Genomic DNA, 15,289 nt, shown 5'->3' on the forward strand with positions numbered 1-15,289 from the left:
TTTGAAAATTAAAAGGATTAACGTTAAGTTAATCCTTTTGTTTTATATTGAAAATATAAATAACAACGCATGAATAGTTGTCATAGCTATAAAACAAAAAATCCCTTGAAATAAGGGATTTTTATATTACTAACTTAGTTAAACTTTGGTTTTTTAGATGAAGAACGTCCTACTTCTTCTTCAAAGCCTATAACTTGTTTAAATGTATCTAGTAACTCTTTTTGGCTATAAGCAACATAATATTGATCACCTACACATTTTTTCCAAGCATCAACCTGACGTTTAGGTGGACTATAACCAAATGCAACAAATGCAATTCGTGTTGGTAACTCTCTAAATTTAGGATCTTGTAACGTATCTACTCTTTCTTTAATTCTGTCACAGATACCCGCATTTAATAATGAAACAAGTGTATCATAAGTCGGCCAGTTATCTTCCCCATCAGATAATACCATAATAACTCTTTGTGTATTTGTCCCTAATTTTGCTGGTTGAGATTTAGGATCTTTGTTCGCATCCATAATTAAATTAGCACCAACAATTAAACCTGATGAAGCAGATGTCCACCCTTGTGGATTAATGCGACTCAGAGCTTGAGAAATATTTTTATTTGATTGATCAAACCACGCTTGTGTAGTTTCTTTTCCTGTATTTCCACCTAAACAATAATTTTCATTATCAAAGACTAAATGATATTTTCTATTCGAACCATCAAAACTCTGAACTTGGTTAATAGTTCTATTCGTATCCATATATGCATAAAATATAGCTCTCACAGTGGTCCAATCTTGAATTTCCATTGCATAATCCATGATTGTTTTAGGGTTTGCTAATATTTGACAACGCATAGGTGAGTTTCGAGAGGCTTTTGTACATGTGTTTTCATAAAATTTATCATACTTACCTTTATAATGTACATCAAATTTTACCCAGCTATCTTCCCATTGCCCCTTTTGCTGATTCCATTGTTTGCGTACATTATTTCCAGTGATCCATCTTTCAACTGTTAGATTGATAGAATTCTTCCATGATTTTCTCTCATAAGGTAAAGTGCATTTACTAGACTCGTTTTTTTGTCTTACTCCCCCAGAAAAGGTTGTAAAAGCCATTCGATTAAAAGGACTCACCTCCTCTGATACTTTGAGTGGTAATAGAATTTTTGAAATTTCACCAACGACTTCTCTCAAAATAGAAATTTTGCTTTTTCCCATTTTCGTTTTATCACTGCTATATCTTCCGTTAAGATCTTGATGCATAGAGCCTGAAAAGTCAGCAACAAGCATCAATTCGACAGGAATGACGACTCCTTTTTCCTTGATAGCATAGGTAGTTTGTGAATCTAAAGTCAAACGACCATTTTTCAGAGAGTTTACATTAGCAAGTGACTCACTGACTGGTAACCAAAATTTACGATCAACACTACCTTGAACTTGACAAACAACAGGTTTACGACGAGAATATTCGTTACCTGTTGGTAAATCTAATTCTTCACATAAATACTGAAAATCCTTAGTTACTTTAACAGGCGTATCGGGATCACCGCTATCTTCTGACCTTAAATATAGCCTAGCTATACCTTGAATTAATTCTTGATTACGTTTTTCCTGTTTCGCCATAAATTCATTTCCACGAAACTTATCTTTTTCTGCCTTAGAGATCATTTGTCGATTGACATCAGAATGCTTTTTATTTTCCCTATATTCATTATTTTCTGCAATAAGGGCCAATGCAGCTTGATCCATTCCTTGTGCTAGACGTGCTTTATCTAATAAAACCCCTGTTCCATCTACAGTAAAACCGATTAAAACTAATACAGGGAATGCAAGCAATGCAGTCATTACTGTATAGACCCCTCGTTGATCAGCATAAAACTGTTTTAATTTTTCATAAAAACAAAATGTCAAATTCAATTTTTTCATAAAGTTCCTCCACGATAGATTATCGTGATACTGACATTGATGAAGATCTCATCAAACCTGATGAACGTTGAGATTCATCTAATAACAAAGATTCAAATAAACTATGGGTTTCAACACATAAAGTCACTTGATAAAGTGGTATTTTTCTCTCATTGTTTAATTCAGAACGAGGAGATAAATAACTTAAATCGTCAAGTTTCTTGTATGGCTTACAATTTCCTACTGCACTTGGAATACTACGACCAGAACCATCTTGTGCCCAATACTCTAAAACAAGACCTACATTCTTATTACTGTCTTTGTTTCCATAAAGTAATCTTTTCGCCAACTTTTCAAATTGCCTATAATCATCCTCATTAATTTGAGGTGCTCGATTATAGAGTTGTGACCGTTCTCGTAAAATACTGACCATTGTATATGAGGCATTATCTAATTTACCTAATGTTGAACGCAACATGACTAAATCAAATAAAAATGCAAACAAAATAAGAAGAAACATCGACATAAACAAAAACTCTATCGTCACGGAGCCTTCTTTATTTTGTAAAAATCTTTTAATCCTAAATAAACCAAGTTTTTTCATATATAGCTCTACTATAAAATAGAATAATTGATAAACTTTCCTAAATGACAAGAAATTAACCTTGTGAGTTAGAGCTACTACCCGCATTAAAACGAGAACGCTCAAACTCTTGAACAACGACAAATTCACGATTCAAAATCGTCTCTGACCACGATTTTGGAAGGAATAATAATGGTGTCACAAATTTATACTCGTAAGTTAATGAATAACGTGCTAATGTGGCTAAACGACCATCAGGAGAAATAATCTTACCTTCGCTGTCTTTTTTAGGTTGGCGAAATTTTTCATCTAACAAATTCTGAATACATTCGTGCTCTTTAGCACAATCTACATATTCTACCTTGACTTTAAAATCATTCTTTTCTAATAAAGCAAGATATCCCATTGTTGATTCATCATTAAACTTTTTCTGCTGTTGAAGAGCCTTCCTAAAAGCCTCTTCATAATTACCTGCTGTCGCTTGTTCATTCTTAGCAATACGGACACTTTCCGTAATCGCAAGATCCCAATACGAGGTTGCAATAGCTAAACGACAAAACTCAAAAATAAACATAACAATAAATAAATAGAACGCTATAGTCAGAGCAAATTCAACTGTAGACGTTCCTCTATTATTTGATAGAAAATTTTTCATACCAAATCCTCTTTAATTATCTGCGGACACCCTTCGATGTCTGTTCTGTTTTTTTCAATGCATTAATCAGATCATCAGGAGAAGTATTTAATCTCTCTTTCACGATGATATCTTTTGCATAGTCTATATTGCCATTTTTGACTAATGCAAAAACAAGATTATGAATTAATCGAGGCTCTCTAATACCATTAAGATATTGTGGTAATAATAAAGAAACGGCATTATTAAAATCACCATTTATAATACTTAACATTGCTAGGTTATTAACAGCAACATTATCGTTAATAAAAAATTCTCTTGCTTTCGTAATATCGTTTCGAGCTTGTGTCAAATTACCATTTTGAGCGTAAGCAATTCCTCTTAAATTATATATTTCTCCATCATTAGGTGATTTAGCGAGTAAATCATTGGCAACGGAAATCGCCTCTGCAAATTGTTGTAATTGAATTAGATTTTTTACCTGTAACGTTTTAGCTTGTGTACCTATTTGACTATTATCAGTTAATAATGGCGATAAGTATAATGAAGATGAATTACTGTCACCGCGCTGATAATATGTTTGTGCAAGTTTATAACGAATTGCAGGATCCTCTTTAGTTTTTAAAACATCTCTATAAAGAGAAATTAATGCTGAATAATTTTGTGTACTTTCATATAATGTTTCTTTTGCAGTAACACTTTCAGGTGAAAGATTTTTTTGCATATTATTAGCGGAACAACCAACAATAGATAATACGAAAATACAAAGTGATGCTTTTTTTGCTACTTTAGAAAACATTTGGAAATACCCTCATTATACCTGGTGCTAAAATTAAAATAATAATTGGAAACATGATAAATAAAATTAGTGGAATACTCATTTTGGCAGACAATGTTCCCAGCTTTTCTTCTATTATTAATAGTTGAAGTTCTCGAATATCTGCTGCTAATTGAATCAAGTGCGAATAAATCGAGGAACCAAAATTCAAGCTTTGTTGTAATACTGTACAAAACATTCTTATTTCTGTTGTTGGTAATGAAATAGAAAGGTCTTGTAATGCTTGTGATAGACCTGTTAGCTCAGCTTTACGAATAATTCGCAACATAACATATGTTAAATCAGGATTAAGCTTTTTAAAATCAGTTGCGACTTGCTTTAATGCTGCATCAATACTAATCCCTGTTTGAACATTAACTGCAACTAAATCAATAAAACCAGGGAGGTCAACCATAATTTTCTTCACTTTGGCTTTCAAAATAGTATTAGTTAAAATTCCAGGTATCACAATAATCAGCACAAAAATTATTGCTAATCCAGTTACAAGATCGGCATCATTTTTCAATGCATATAAATAATATAGACCAGCCAAAACTGAAATAACAGCAAACTTAATTTTAATATTTTTATCAAGCATCCCTAGAAATTTCAGGATTGGGTTGTTATTAATAAGCAATAACTCTAATTCTATTTGCTGTTTACTTTTACCTTTTTCAACTGTATCTTCACTTTTTTCTTTAGGGCGTTCTCCCGCCAGAATTTCTTTTGTGCGTTCTAATTTCTTTTTATGAGATAACGTAATTAATAAAACGAAGATCCCAAATACAATTAGCAAAATGTAAAATAAGAAAATTTTCAATGTCATGTTGACTTCCTCATTAACCACCAAATAATCAACATACCAAACAACTCACTTCCAAAAACATAATACAAAACGAATCGACCATTAGGATCATTAAGTAAAAAGTCAAAGTTTTCAGGCATTGCAAATTGCATAAATAAGAAAAAGCCGATAGGGAACATTGCTACAATAAAAGCCGACATTCTCGCCTCAGAAGTCATTGCTTTCTTTTTTTGTTCCATTTTTTTACTGTCCGCAATTACTCTTCCTAAACGAGATATGACTTCTCTAATTTGCCCACCTTTAGAAAGATTGGTACGAATAATAGTAATAAAGAAATAAAATTCTTTATATGGATAGCGGCTATAACTATCTTCAAACACAGCCATTGGCTCTTCACCCAGAGCGAGGCGTTTGTGAATACTCTTAAATTCTTCGCCAAGTTGTCCTGTTAGATCTTTTCCGCATCGTTCTAATGCTTGTAGTAACCCTGCGCCTCCTGTTGCTGCTGCGTTCATAATCTGAATGACTTCAGGGAACATAGCATTAAACATTTTTTGGTTGCGATGTTGCCCAAACTTCCATACAAAAACAATAAAAGCAAAAATAAAGAGACAAACAAAAATCCACCGTTCAAGACGAACATAAGCAATATTCACAAAAAATAAGATCAGAAAAACAGCAGCAGTAATAATAATATTTCTTAATAATTTCTTTTTATCGCCACCGATAAAATAATACTGCCATAACACAATTTTTCTTTTTATACCGTCAATAATATCTGCCGTTTTATTTAAGGAAACATCATTGGATTGTATTTTTTTTCTGGTAGTTCGCCACCCTGTTGCAGTATAGAGAAATAACACTACACCAAAAGCGAGAATTAAATAATACATTAAGATCATTTAACTTTCCTCAAAAATACTTTGTAACTCAGCACTCAAATTAAATACTTGCGCATTTTGATAAACAATAGAACGAGTTAATAAACCATGAGAAATAAATTCACCTGTGATTTTTCCATTTTCATCTCGATATTTACTTGGTTGATAGGAGAAAATATCTTGCATAACAATTTGTCCATTTTCCATTCCCATTAACTCTGTAATATTCATTATTTTTCTTGAACCATCATTTAAGCGTGAGGCTTGTACAATCAAGTTAACAGCAGAAGCAATATTTCGACGAATTGCCTCAAGAGGTAATGATGCATTTGACATCATCACCATACTTTCTAAACGAGCAGTCGCATCACGAGGACTATTGGCGTGGAGAGTAGACATTGAACCGTCATGTCCAGTATTCATTGCTTGCAACATTTGAAAAGCTTCACCACCACGACACTCACCCACAATAATTCGTTCTGGACGCATACGTAAAGCGTTAATTACAAGATCTTGCATCGTAATTTCACCTGTTCGCTCTACTCCCGCTAAACGTGTTTCTAAACGAACAACATGTGGCTGTTCTAAACGCAACTCAGCAGTATCTTCTAATGTAATGACTCGCTCTTGCGGGGAAATATAATTAGATAATGCATTTAATAACGTTGTTTTACCCGAACCTGTACCACCAGAAACAATGATGTTTACACGAGATCTTGCTGCAATAATTAAAAAATTAGCCATTTCTCGCGTCATGGAACCAAAATTAACAAGTTCTTGCAACGACTTTTTGGATTTACTGAATTTACGGATAGAAATTGATGTACCATCAAGAGCAATGGGTGCAATAACCACATTTAGACGGCTTCCATCGGGTAATCGAGAGTCAACTAATGGGCTACCATCATCAATCCGACGTCCAACTCTCGCAACTAATCGTTTAGCTATATCAGTTAGCTGCTCATTGCTAATAAATACTTTATCAGTTTTTTCTAGAATACCCGCTCTTTCAACCCAGACATCATCAGGACCATTAACTAAAATATCATTGACAGTATCATCTTCCATTAATTCTCTAATTGGTCCATAACCACCAATCTCATCAGCGATATTCTCAGCCATAAACAAGGCATCTGCCGATGTAATATAGATATTCCCTTTTCCAGCAACACGATAAACGATCTGAACTAACTCATCTACGAGTTTACTTCTTTCACTTTGTATTTCATCAATTTTTTCAACATCTAAATTACTGAGTAATTCATTTCTAAAAAAAACTTGTTGTTCTTTCGTCAACATATTCTATGATCTTCTTCTATTTTTAATTACCTGTTATCGTTTTACGTAAGGAAGAAAATAAACTTTGTTTTTCTTTTTTCGATTTATGGCGTGATATCACCCCAATCACTTTCATCATTAAAGCATTAATCTCTTTTTTTCCTACACGCCCTAAATCAATATCTAAAACTGTCTTCGCATCTGTTTTCTTTAAAAAAGGAATCACAACGTCTATAGGACATTTTAATAATGTCTCAATATCATTCGTTGCCATTAATTTAGACGTTTCTAAACTATTATCAGATATACAGATAAAAGTACGGATTGGTTTACCTGTTGCATTTCTTACACGCTCACACTCATCTAAGAATTGCTTAGCAACTCTTAAAGCAGCAATAGTACGCTCTACAACTAAAACACAAGTATTGCTATATTCTAAGAATTTAGAAAAATCATCTTTATCTACATTAAAAATTGGCTGATCGTAAATGATAAAATTATATTTATCTGTTGTAGAATTAGGTAGCTTAGCTGGAATACCACTATAGAGATCAAAATTAGGTAGATACTCTACGATGTCTCCTTGTAATTTTTTATCAAAAGCAAGATCTAAATCCTGCGATCCATTTGGTCCTTGAGCTAATAAAACAGGGACTTTTTTATTTAAGAAAATCTCATTTGCTAAATGAGCACTAATCAGGCTAGCTCCAGAGCCCCCTTTACAACTTAATACAGTAATTTTTACCGTATGACGAACTAAAGGAATATTTACACCCGATACTATTTTCTCGGCCATTTGTTTAAGTTGTGTATCTGAGTGAAAATAAAGAATACCTTCCTCTAATAATTTTTGTGCTAACGAAATCGAGTCACTCTGACCGATAACACAACACCAAACATTTTGGGGCACAACACTATAAATATTTTCCGAAATAACTTTTATATCTGTCTCATTTCTAATGTCGACAATAACACCTAATGTTTCTTCTGCCACAAATGCTAAATCAGATGATGACAAAAAGTCACTATTAATGATCTCTAAGTTTTCTAACCCTTTTGTACGTAAAATCTGAGCGATATCACTCTGAATGTGCTCTTGACTAGAGACCACTATAATTTTTCGGGCACTGTCAACTGTAACTTTTTCCTTATCAAGTAATAACATAAAGCAACCCCTTTAAGATTAATATTTTAATTGAATACGATGGTTACTTTTTGTTGCACAAGGATTAATTCCATCCCAACTCATCATATCTTCTGCTGTATCAATTAAACAACGCGTTTTCTTTGAAGCTATTTTCGTCACTTCTATATAAAGTGGATAAACAGTCTTTTTATTCTGGCTACGAACAAGTTTAATCGATTTGCTTTCTATGCCTTTTTTCATTAAAAAATTGCGAATTCTTGCTGCATTTTTTTGTGATTTTTTATCACTCCAAATTATATTTACGCGTTTACTGTTATCACTACCTAAATCTCTCACAACAGCACGAATAATATTATGGTAAGCAACATCAGAATGTTCAGATAACATGTAACGATTGACTAATTGTGTTCTACTAAAATCATCTAACTGATGTGGCTGTGCTAATTTAGTATTATCTACTAATTCATCTTTCACAAACGCCATCGTTTGTGTTGAAGTTAACGCAATAAAAAGGGTTAAACCAATAGCTAATTTTCTCATTGAATAAATCCTCCATTTCTCAAGAAATTAGAGCTTAATGTTTTATGATAGACATTTTTAATTGGCGTTAAATTAAAGAAGCGCTCCATAGTTCCTGTTTGCTCAAATGTAGGATACACAATTTCACTTTCTTGTACCGGTTTAACAACATTTACTGTCGCGACAATTACGAGTTCTCTATCTTCTCTATCTGTTTTTGCGTTACGGAAAAATGCACCTAATACAGGAATATCACCTAACAGTGGAATCTTATTAATTCCTTCTGCATCTTGTGAACTAAATAGACCACCAATGATAAAACTTTCGCCATCTGCTACTTCAAAAATAGATTTTGCACGGCGAGTATTAAAAAATGGTATAGTCCCTACACTTTCATATGAATAGCTACCTGCAATACTACTGACACTTTGATCTAAAGCTAGACGAATACGGTTATTTTTTTGTACTTTAGCTCCAACCAGTAACTTTACACCAAACTCTTTATAAGTAACATTAGCACCACCATCTTTATCTTTTTGTGCAAATGGAATCTCACCACCTACTAAGATATCTGCTGTTTCACCAGATAGTAGAGAAATACTTGGCTCTGCTAAGATTTTTCCATTATTTTGGTTATCTAATGCATTGATAAATGCAGAAACACCCGTTGCATTTAATTGTAAAATGGAGCCCGAACCGTCAAATCCGCCACTTCCTGACCAACTTCCACCCAATAATGGACCACTATGAACGCCAACAACACGTCCCCAGTTAATTCCTAATGCTTCTGTTAATTTTTTATTGACTTCAACAACAGAAAGTTTCACATTAATTTGAGTCGTATCTCTTACATTCGCATTATTAATTACGCCATCAAATTGATACTTATCTAAGAAAGGTACATATTCACTTGCACCATCTGCTCTATTAAATGAGGTTTCTGTTACTTTTTTGCCTTTACCTAAAGCTTCGCCAACGATACGATGCGCTTCATCACTTTCTTCTTGAGTAAGCGCTTTCCCTTCAATCACATAAGCCTGACCTACTTTCTTCACTGAGAGATTTGAATTTGGGAAACGTGCTTTAATCTGTCTATTCGTATCCGCTATATCATTTATGTTATTAATGATTGAGTTAACATTAATAATATCTGTTGTAAGCGACTTACCATCTTCGCCGAAAGCGGTGATTTCCGAACGTCCTTCTTCTTTAGCATAAATGATAAAACTGTTATCATCTAAAATTTCATAGTCTGCAACAGTAGGCGAAGAAACGAAAATAGTATCAATTTTCTGCTCTGTGCGAATTAACTTTGTCCCACCCTGTTCTAAATTAAAGGTCTGAGCAAAAGCATTGAGTGAGAAAAATGTCCCTAGTCCGATATATAATGCAGAAAGCAATCTCTTTTTTATTTTCTTATCTTTCATTATTCGTTACCTCTTAATTTTCTAATAAATAGACCTTTGTTATTTGTACTTTCTACTTGATTACTTGATGGTAATATAATTAATTGAGAACCTTTCTCTAATGAATAAAATAACTTGGCTTGTGCTGGATTTACTTTAAGATTTATATAACCAATATATTCATCTGATAATTCGTCTTTTTTCACCACTTCATTATTTTCATCTATCGTTTGAAACTCTTTTACTTGTAATACCAAGACGTTATCTAGCAGTTTAAGTAGTGCATATCGCTCAGTGCTATCTTCACGAGAACGTGTAGCGACTTTTTGGTTATAGATAGAGACATAATTACCACTCTGTATTGTATCTAATACATAGCTTTCTGTTGGCTTAAGGTAAACACGGAAGGCTATTTCTTGTTTAGGATCGAGGCTGGTTAACAAGAATTTAGGATCATTAGGTGAAATCACAACGGCTCTCGATAAAAGTGAACCTGATTTAAGATTTTGAGCCACTAAATGACCTTGTAAATTTTTTGTATTAGAGAGTGATAAAACATCTGTTAAGTCATTATTCACAAGGGGATTATCTTCTGTTACCGTTAACTCACTTAACACATAATCTTCCACTTGTAATAAACGCCCCGCATCAATATCTCGTTTGAGCTCTGCGATTAAGATGAGTTTTTCTGGTTTCTTTTCTACTGCGACAGTTTCACCCGCTTCATTGACCGTAGTACCCGAATCATCTGTCGGCATAAATAAAATCCCACCAATACCTACAACAAGTGTAAGCAGAGATATGATAAATAACATTCTATAATTCATTATTACCCCTTAAATTATTTATATAATTATGTTTATTTTTTTAAATTCTTTTATTTAAATACTAAATAGTAATAGATTAATGATAAAGCCTGAACCAATCGCGACGCCATAAGGCAGTTCTTGTTTTCTGATTGAATTCCGAAAAAAAAGCAACCCAACTATAATTAAAATTAATCCAGAAAATGCGGTAAAGAAGAAAAAATAAATAATTTGTTCATTTGGTAAAGCTAACATGAGTACTGAAGTGAGTTTAATATCTCCAGCCCCGATAATACGAAAGGAAAATAAAATAAAGCCGATTACTAACACCAATAACGCGGGTATTATATTAATCTCTCCATGCTTTAACCAAGCTAATGGCAACACCACCATTAATAAAATGAATACAATTCTATTACTAATAATTCTTGAGCGTATATCTGTCCATGAAAGAATGATTAATAATAAAATTACGATAGATTGTAGCCCAATAATACTTCCCTTCATTAGCTCCACAAAGTTACCCTCTTACTTAGTCAATACTGCTGTTACTATTTTAGAGGTAAGTAATTCAAATTTACTCTGAAGTGTCGCAATAAAACCATTATCTCCATATAATACTGTGACCACAAATACGGCAACAACCACTGCAATTAAGCCATATTCAATTGAAGTAATGCCTCTTTGGCACTTTTTAAATTTCAGTAAATAATTCATCCTGTCAAATACTAAAATAACTTTTTAAGAATTAAATCATACAGGCTAACTTACTCCATTTCTTAGAAAGTAAGTTAGCCACATAAACTAAAACTATTATTTAGTTACGCTTGCACCACTTAAAGTACTAGTCAAATCACTAAATTTTGAAGTTAATTTGCTAATAAAACCAGAATCACCATAGAATACAGCAACGATTAATACAGCTACTGCAACTGCGATTAGACCGTATTCGATTGCAGTTACACCGCGCTCATCTTTTTTGAAGTTACGAATCGATTCAGTTACTGCGATATAAGCTTTTGTTGTTAATTTATTAAACATGTTGATATGCTCCTAAATGTTAAATTAAATATTAAATTAAATGTTCTCTCATTTGAGAGAGCATGTTATTTAGCGATTATTTACGATCACATAAGAAAAATTATTTTAATCGCTAAATAATCTAAGGAGATTTTAATCTGTTTTATTGAAAACTGAAATAAAAAAAATACTCAACCAAACTGGTCCGATGAGTCAAAGGAAGACAGTATTAATAGAAGGGTTTTAAAACTTAAAAAAGAACAACTAATATTATATCAAATTCAATTTGCTCGCAGGATAATTAAATAATAACAGCTATCAATGATATTACTATTCAATGTAATATCTCTAGTATCATATCGACTAAACAATCCCGAGAAATAAAGATTAAAACTAAAAGAAATGAAAAATATAAATGGTGCCCGAGGCCAGACTTGAACTGGCACGCTTCGAAAAGCGAGGGATTTTAAATCCCTTGTGTCTACCGATTTCACCACTCGGGCTTATCTACAAGATAATGATATTTTGGAGCGGGAAACGAGGCTCGAACTCGCGACCCCAACCTTGGCAAGGTTGTGCTCTACCAACTGAGCTATTCCCGCTTTGAGTTAATTTATTGTGTTCCTAAACAACGAGGTGAATTTTACCTATTTATAAAAAGTAGTCAAATAAAAAATGCAAAAGAATTACTCAACTGATTAAAAACAAATCACAATAATAAAAAGTGAGTTTATTTTTATGAAAAGCCATGTTGTTTGGCAGTATATGTTTAATTTAAAACTATCTTATGTTTAACATTCGCTATTAAAAATCAAACTGCTATGTATTATCCGTTGAGAAATGGACCTTAATTAACTATTAGTCTTTATTTTCTACAACACTTACAAATGGCAGTGTAGCGTAAGGAATAATGTATTCCAGTCCTTTCTAATTTTTAAAATAAACAATTGCATATAAAAAAGCACCTGACTAAGGTGCTTTTTAGTTTTCTTGCCAAGAACTATAATGTTAGATCGGATAATAAGCTACCTTTTGCGGCTTTGAGATATTGTAACATTGACCAAACTGTCAAAATTGCTGCGATATAAAGTAAGATGATCGCTGTAATTTCCATTACAACATTATAACGCCATAATAATCCTCCCAACGCAAGCATTTGTGCAGTTGTCTTTACCTTTCCGAGCCATGAAACGGCCACTTTATTACGATCGCCAATCTCTGCCATCCATTCTCTCAGCGCTGAAATAATAATTTCTCTGGAAATCATAATCACGGCTGGGAGGGTTATCCAAAATGAATGATGATATTCAACGACTAACGCGAGTGCTACTGTAACCATCACTTTATCTGCAACAGGATCTAAAAATGCCCCGAAACGCGTTGTTTGTTTCCATTTTCGCGCTAAGTAGCCATCAAACCAATCCGTTATACCCGCAATACAAAATATAAATGTAGTGAGTAAAGGTGCCCATGAAAAAGGCAAATAAAAGGCGATCACAAAAAAGGGGATTAAAATCACTCTAAATAGTGTGAGGAAGGTAGGTATGTTAGGTTTCATAGAATAGTGTTTGGTCAGTTTTTATAATATATTTATTCTAGAACATATCGCTTTATTTGGAAATGGAATTTTCCTCTCTATTTAAAATTCCCGTCTTAATGTTGTAATGCCTCATAAATTCGTTCGGCTAAAGCTTTAGAAATACCTGGTACAGAGGCGATTTCAGACAATGTTGCTTTCTTAACACCTTGCATTCCGCCGAGATATTTTAATAATGCCTGGCGACGTTTTGTCCCTACGCCTTCTATGGTTTCTAACCCACTTTGAATAAACGCCTGTTGCCGTTTTTTGCGGTGTCCACTGATGGCATGATGATGACTTTCGTCTCGGATATGCTGGATCAGGTGTAAGGCTAAATGATCAGCTGGTAAATGAATTTCCGTTTCTGTTTCCCCTATAATTAAGGTTTCCAGTCCAGCTTTCCGATCAATACCTTTCGCGACACCAATTAATTGCGGTCGGTTTTTATCCCATTTGACATTTAATTGGGCAAAAACTTGCTTTGCACGATTTAATTGTCCTTTCCCTCCATCAATAAAAATCACATCTGGGATTTTATCTTGCTCTAAAGTTCTGTCATAACGCTTAAGCAACGCCTGTTCCATTGCGGCATAATCATCACCGCCAGTAATACCCTCAATATTAAAGCGGCGATAATCTGATTTTAGCGGTCCTTCTTGATTAAATACCACACAAGAGGCGATTGTTTGCTGTCCCATTGTATGACTAATATCAAAACATTCCATACGTTTAATTTCAGGCAACTTTAATAAGGTTTGTAAAGCTTGATAACGCTCTTGGATTAAGTTCGTTTGTTTTAATTGCGTTGCTAAAGCTGATTTTGCGTTCATTTGTGCCAGTTGTAGATACTGACTTTTATTACCTTTGGCGTGATCTTGAATTTGTACTTTACGCCCCGCTTGTTGAGTCAATAATATCTCTAATTCGTTTTTTTCAACTAATTTATGATCGACAACAATACTATTGGGAATGCTACGCCCTTGATGTGCTTGTAAGTAGAATTGTCCGACAAAAGTCGCTGTCAGCTCAGCAAGATCGGTATTAGCTGGCACTTTCGGAAAATAACTTCGATTACCTAAGATTTTACCTTGTCGAATAAAGAGGACTTGTACACAAGCTATACCTAATTGATAAGCGATTGACATAATATCTATATCATCTAGCCGCTCATTGGAGACAAATTGTTTTTCAATCACTGCTCGGACAGCTTGAATTTGGTCACGAATTTTTGCTGCCAATTCAAAATTAAGTTCGGTACTTGCCTGCTCCATTTTAGTGACTAAGTGATCCAGTACTTGTTGATCTTTACCCTGTAAAAAAAGACGAGCAAACTCAACTTGTTGGAGATAATCTTCATCACTCACATAGCCAGAGACACAAGGCGCTGTACAGCGCCCAATTTGATACTGTAAGCAAGGTCGAGAGCGATTATTATAAACTGCATTTTCACATTGACGAATCGGAAACAATTTTTGTAACAAGGAAAGCGTTTCTCTGACCGCACTTGCATGTGGGTAGGGACCAAAGTATTCGCCCTTTATTTTTTTGCTTCCTCGATATGCTGTAATACGGGGATGGCGTTCGTCAGTTAACAAAATATAAGGATAGGACTTATCATCTCGTAATAATACATTGTAACGAGGTTGATAGGTTTTAATATAGTTATGCTCAAGAAGTAGTGCCTCTGTTTCAGAAGATGTGATAGTCGTTTCAATACGTGCAATTGAAGCTACTAATGCTTCGGTTTTTTTGCTGGTTAGATGAGCTCGGAAATAACTAGCAAGCCGTTTTTTAAGATCTTTTGCTTTTCCGACATAAATCACATTGTCTTTATCGTCATACATACGATAAACACCTGACAAATGAGGTACATGTGCTAAAAAAGATTTTGCATCAAACATAACGGAGTGCTAAAA

16 protein-coding genes and 2 tRNA genes are annotated in these 15,289 nt (G+C 33.8%); all 18 read right to left on the reverse strand.

All coding sequences use genetic code 11. The annotated features are described in order from the left end of the window. Positions 1–134 precede the first annotated feature (134 nt). A complete protein-coding gene (locus tag K7G93_RS04510; protein ID WP_226690633.1) occupies positions 135–1,919 on the reverse strand; it encodes a TadE/TadG family type IV pilus assembly protein in 1,785 nt (594 codons plus the stop codon). A gap of 19 nt (positions 1,920–1,938) precedes the next feature. Beyond that, positions 1,939–2,502, reverse strand: a complete 564-nt coding sequence (gene tadF / locus K7G93_RS04515; RefSeq protein ID WP_160530989.1) for a tight adherence pilus pseudopilin TadF — start codon at positions 2,500–2,502, stop codon at positions 1,939–1,941. A gap of 55 nt (positions 2,503–2,557) precedes the next feature. Next, positions 2,558–3,136 (reverse strand): TadE/TadG family type IV pilus assembly protein, encoded by a 579-nt coding sequence (locus K7G93_RS04520; RefSeq protein ID WP_160530990.1) that lies wholly within the window; start codon positions 3,134–3,136, stop codon positions 2,558–2,560. Between the two features lie 16 nt (positions 3,137–3,152). Beyond that, positions 3,153–3,914: a tetratricopeptide repeat protein gene (locus K7G93_RS04525; protein WP_115322565.1), complete on the reverse strand. Its 762-nt coding sequence runs from the start codon at positions 3,912–3,914 to the stop codon at positions 3,153–3,155. Beyond that, positions 3,904–4,758: a type II secretion system F family protein gene (locus tag K7G93_RS04530; RefSeq protein ID WP_115322564.1), complete on the reverse strand. Its 855-nt coding sequence runs from the start codon at positions 4,756–4,758 to the stop codon at positions 3,904–3,906. The genes K7G93_RS04525 and K7G93_RS04530 overlap by 11 nt, the downstream gene beginning before the upstream one ends. Beyond that, entirely contained in the window at positions 4,755–5,639 is an 885-nt protein-coding gene (locus K7G93_RS04535) for a type II secretion system F family protein (RefSeq protein WP_160530991.1), read from the reverse strand. The genes K7G93_RS04530 and K7G93_RS04535 overlap by 4 nt, the downstream gene beginning before the upstream one ends. Continuing rightward, positions 5,640–6,917: a TadA family conjugal transfer-associated ATPase gene (locus K7G93_RS04540; protein ID WP_049214001.1), complete on the reverse strand. Its 1,278-nt coding sequence runs from the start codon at positions 6,915–6,917 to the stop codon at positions 5,640–5,642. A gap of 22 nt (positions 6,918–6,939) precedes the next feature. Further along, positions 6,940–8,061 (reverse strand): CpaE/TadZ family protein, encoded by a 1,122-nt coding sequence (locus K7G93_RS04545; RefSeq protein ID WP_160530992.1) that lies wholly within the window; start codon positions 8,059–8,061, stop codon positions 6,940–6,942. An 18-nt stretch (positions 8,062–8,079) separates the two neighbouring features. Next, positions 8,080–8,583, reverse strand: coding sequence for a hypothetical protein (locus K7G93_RS04550; RefSeq protein WP_049213999.1), 504 nt, complete (start codon positions 8,581–8,583; stop codon positions 8,080–8,082). Continuing rightward, on the reverse strand, positions 8,580–9,989 hold the full coding sequence (locus K7G93_RS04555) for a type II and III secretion system protein family protein (RefSeq protein ID WP_160530993.1): 1,410 nt from the start codon (positions 9,987–9,989) through the stop codon (positions 8,580–8,582). Before K7G93_RS04555 ends, K7G93_RS04550 begins: the two co-directional genes overlap by 4 nt. Then, positions 9,989–10,795 carry a flp operon protein C gene (locus K7G93_RS04560; protein ID WP_226690632.1) on the reverse strand — a complete coding sequence of 269 codons (807 nt, stop codon included), beginning with the start codon at positions 10,793–10,795 and terminating at the stop codon, positions 9,989–9,991. The genes K7G93_RS04555 and K7G93_RS04560 overlap by 1 nt, the downstream gene beginning before the upstream one ends. 54 nt (positions 10,796–10,849) lie before the next feature. Then, positions 10,850–11,281 (reverse strand): A24 family peptidase, encoded by a 432-nt coding sequence (locus K7G93_RS04565; RefSeq protein ID WP_226690631.1) that lies wholly within the window; start codon positions 11,279–11,281, stop codon positions 10,850–10,852. 21 nt (positions 11,282–11,302) lie between these two features. Continuing rightward, positions 11,303–11,491 (reverse strand): Flp family type IVb pilin, encoded by a 189-nt coding sequence (locus tag K7G93_RS04570; protein ID WP_226690630.1) that lies wholly within the window; start codon positions 11,489–11,491, stop codon positions 11,303–11,305. A gap of 96 nt (positions 11,492–11,587) precedes the next feature. After that, positions 11,588–11,815, reverse strand: a complete 228-nt coding sequence (locus K7G93_RS04575; protein ID WP_226690629.1) for a Flp family type IVb pilin — start codon at positions 11,813–11,815, stop codon at positions 11,588–11,590. A 395-nt stretch (positions 11,816–12,210) separates the two neighbouring features. Beyond that, positions 12,211–12,297 (reverse strand) — tRNA-Leu (locus tag K7G93_RS04580). Positions 12,298–12,320: 23 nt separating this feature from the next. Next, a tRNA-Gly gene (locus tag K7G93_RS04585) sits at positions 12,321–12,396 on the reverse strand. Positions 12,397–12,794: 398 nt separating this feature from the next. After that, on the reverse strand, positions 12,795–13,352 hold the full coding sequence (pgsA, locus tag K7G93_RS04590) for a CDP-diacylglycerol--glycerol-3-phosphate 3-phosphatidyltransferase (protein WP_228400506.1): 558 nt from the start codon (positions 13,350–13,352) through the stop codon (positions 12,795–12,797). 95 nt (positions 13,353–13,447) lie between these two features. Continuing rightward, on the reverse strand, positions 13,448–15,274 hold the full coding sequence (gene uvrC, locus K7G93_RS04595; RefSeq protein ID WP_226690627.1) for an excinuclease ABC subunit UvrC: 1,827 nt from the start codon (positions 15,272–15,274) through the stop codon (positions 13,448–13,450). Between the last annotated feature and the right edge of the window lie 15 nt (positions 15,275–15,289).

It is taken from the genome of Pasteurella canis (genome assembly GCF_020810675.1).
Taxonomy (GTDB): Bacteria; Pseudomonadota; Gammaproteobacteria; order Enterobacterales; family Pasteurellaceae; genus Pasteurella; species Pasteurella canis.

What these genes read in the sequence shown, in the direction of transcription:
- K7G93_RS04510 (WP_226690633.1), bottom strand. Translation starts at nt 1,919, where the DNA reads ATGAAAAAATTGAATTTGACATTTTGTTTTTATGAAAAATTAAAACAG.
- tadF (WP_160530989.1), bottom strand. Translation starts at nt 2,502, where the DNA reads ATGAAAAAACTTGGTTTATTTAGGATTAAAAGATTTTTACAAAATAAA.
- K7G93_RS04520 (WP_160530990.1), bottom strand. Translation starts at nt 3,136, where the DNA reads ATGAAAAATTTTCTATCAAATAATAGAGGAACGTCTACAGTTGAATTT.
- K7G93_RS04525 (WP_115322565.1), bottom strand. Translation starts at nt 3,914, where the DNA reads ATGTTTTCTAAAGTAGCAAAAAAAGCATCACTTTGTATTTTCGTATTA.
- K7G93_RS04530 (WP_115322564.1), bottom strand. Translation starts at nt 4,758, where the DNA reads ATGACATTGAAAATTTTCTTATTTTACATTTTGCTAATTGTATTTGGG.
- K7G93_RS04535 (WP_160530991.1), bottom strand. Translation starts at nt 5,639, where the DNA reads ATGATCTTAATGTATTATTTAATTCTCGCTTTTGGTGTAGTGTTATTT.
- K7G93_RS04540 (WP_049214001.1), bottom strand. Translation starts at nt 6,917, where the DNA reads ATGTTGACGAAAGAACAACAAGTTTTTTTTAGAAATGAATTACTCAGT.
- K7G93_RS04545 (WP_160530992.1), bottom strand. Translation starts at nt 8,061, where the DNA reads ATGTTATTACTTGATAAGGAAAAAGTTACAGTTGACAGTGCCCGAAAA.
- K7G93_RS04550 (WP_049213999.1), bottom strand. Translation starts at nt 8,583, where the DNA reads ATGAGAAAATTAGCTATTGGTTTAACCCTTTTTATTGCGTTAACTTCA.
- K7G93_RS04555 (WP_160530993.1), bottom strand. Translation starts at nt 9,989, where the DNA reads ATGAAAGATAAGAAAATAAAAAAGAGATTGCTTTCTGCATTATATATC.
- K7G93_RS04560 (WP_226690632.1), bottom strand. Translation starts at nt 10,795, where the DNA reads ATGAATTATAGAATGTTATTTATCATATCTCTGCTTACACTTGTTGTA.
- K7G93_RS04565 (WP_226690631.1), bottom strand. Translation starts at nt 11,281, where the DNA reads ATGAAGGGAAGTATTATTGGGCTACAATCTATCGTAATTTTATTATTA.
- K7G93_RS04570 (WP_226690630.1), bottom strand. Translation starts at nt 11,491, where the DNA reads ATGAATTATTTACTGAAATTTAAAAAGTGCCAAAGAGGCATTACTTCA.
- K7G93_RS04575 (WP_226690629.1), bottom strand. Translation starts at nt 11,815, where the DNA reads ATGTTTAATAAATTAACAACAAAAGCTTATATCGCAGTAACTGAATCG.
- pgsA (WP_228400506.1), bottom strand. Translation starts at nt 13,352, where the DNA reads ATGAAACCTAACATACCTACCTTCCTCACACTATTTAGAGTGATTTTA.
- uvrC (WP_226690627.1), bottom strand. Translation starts at nt 15,274, where the DNA reads ATGTTTGATGCAAAATCTTTTTTAGCACATGTACCTCATTTGTCAGGT.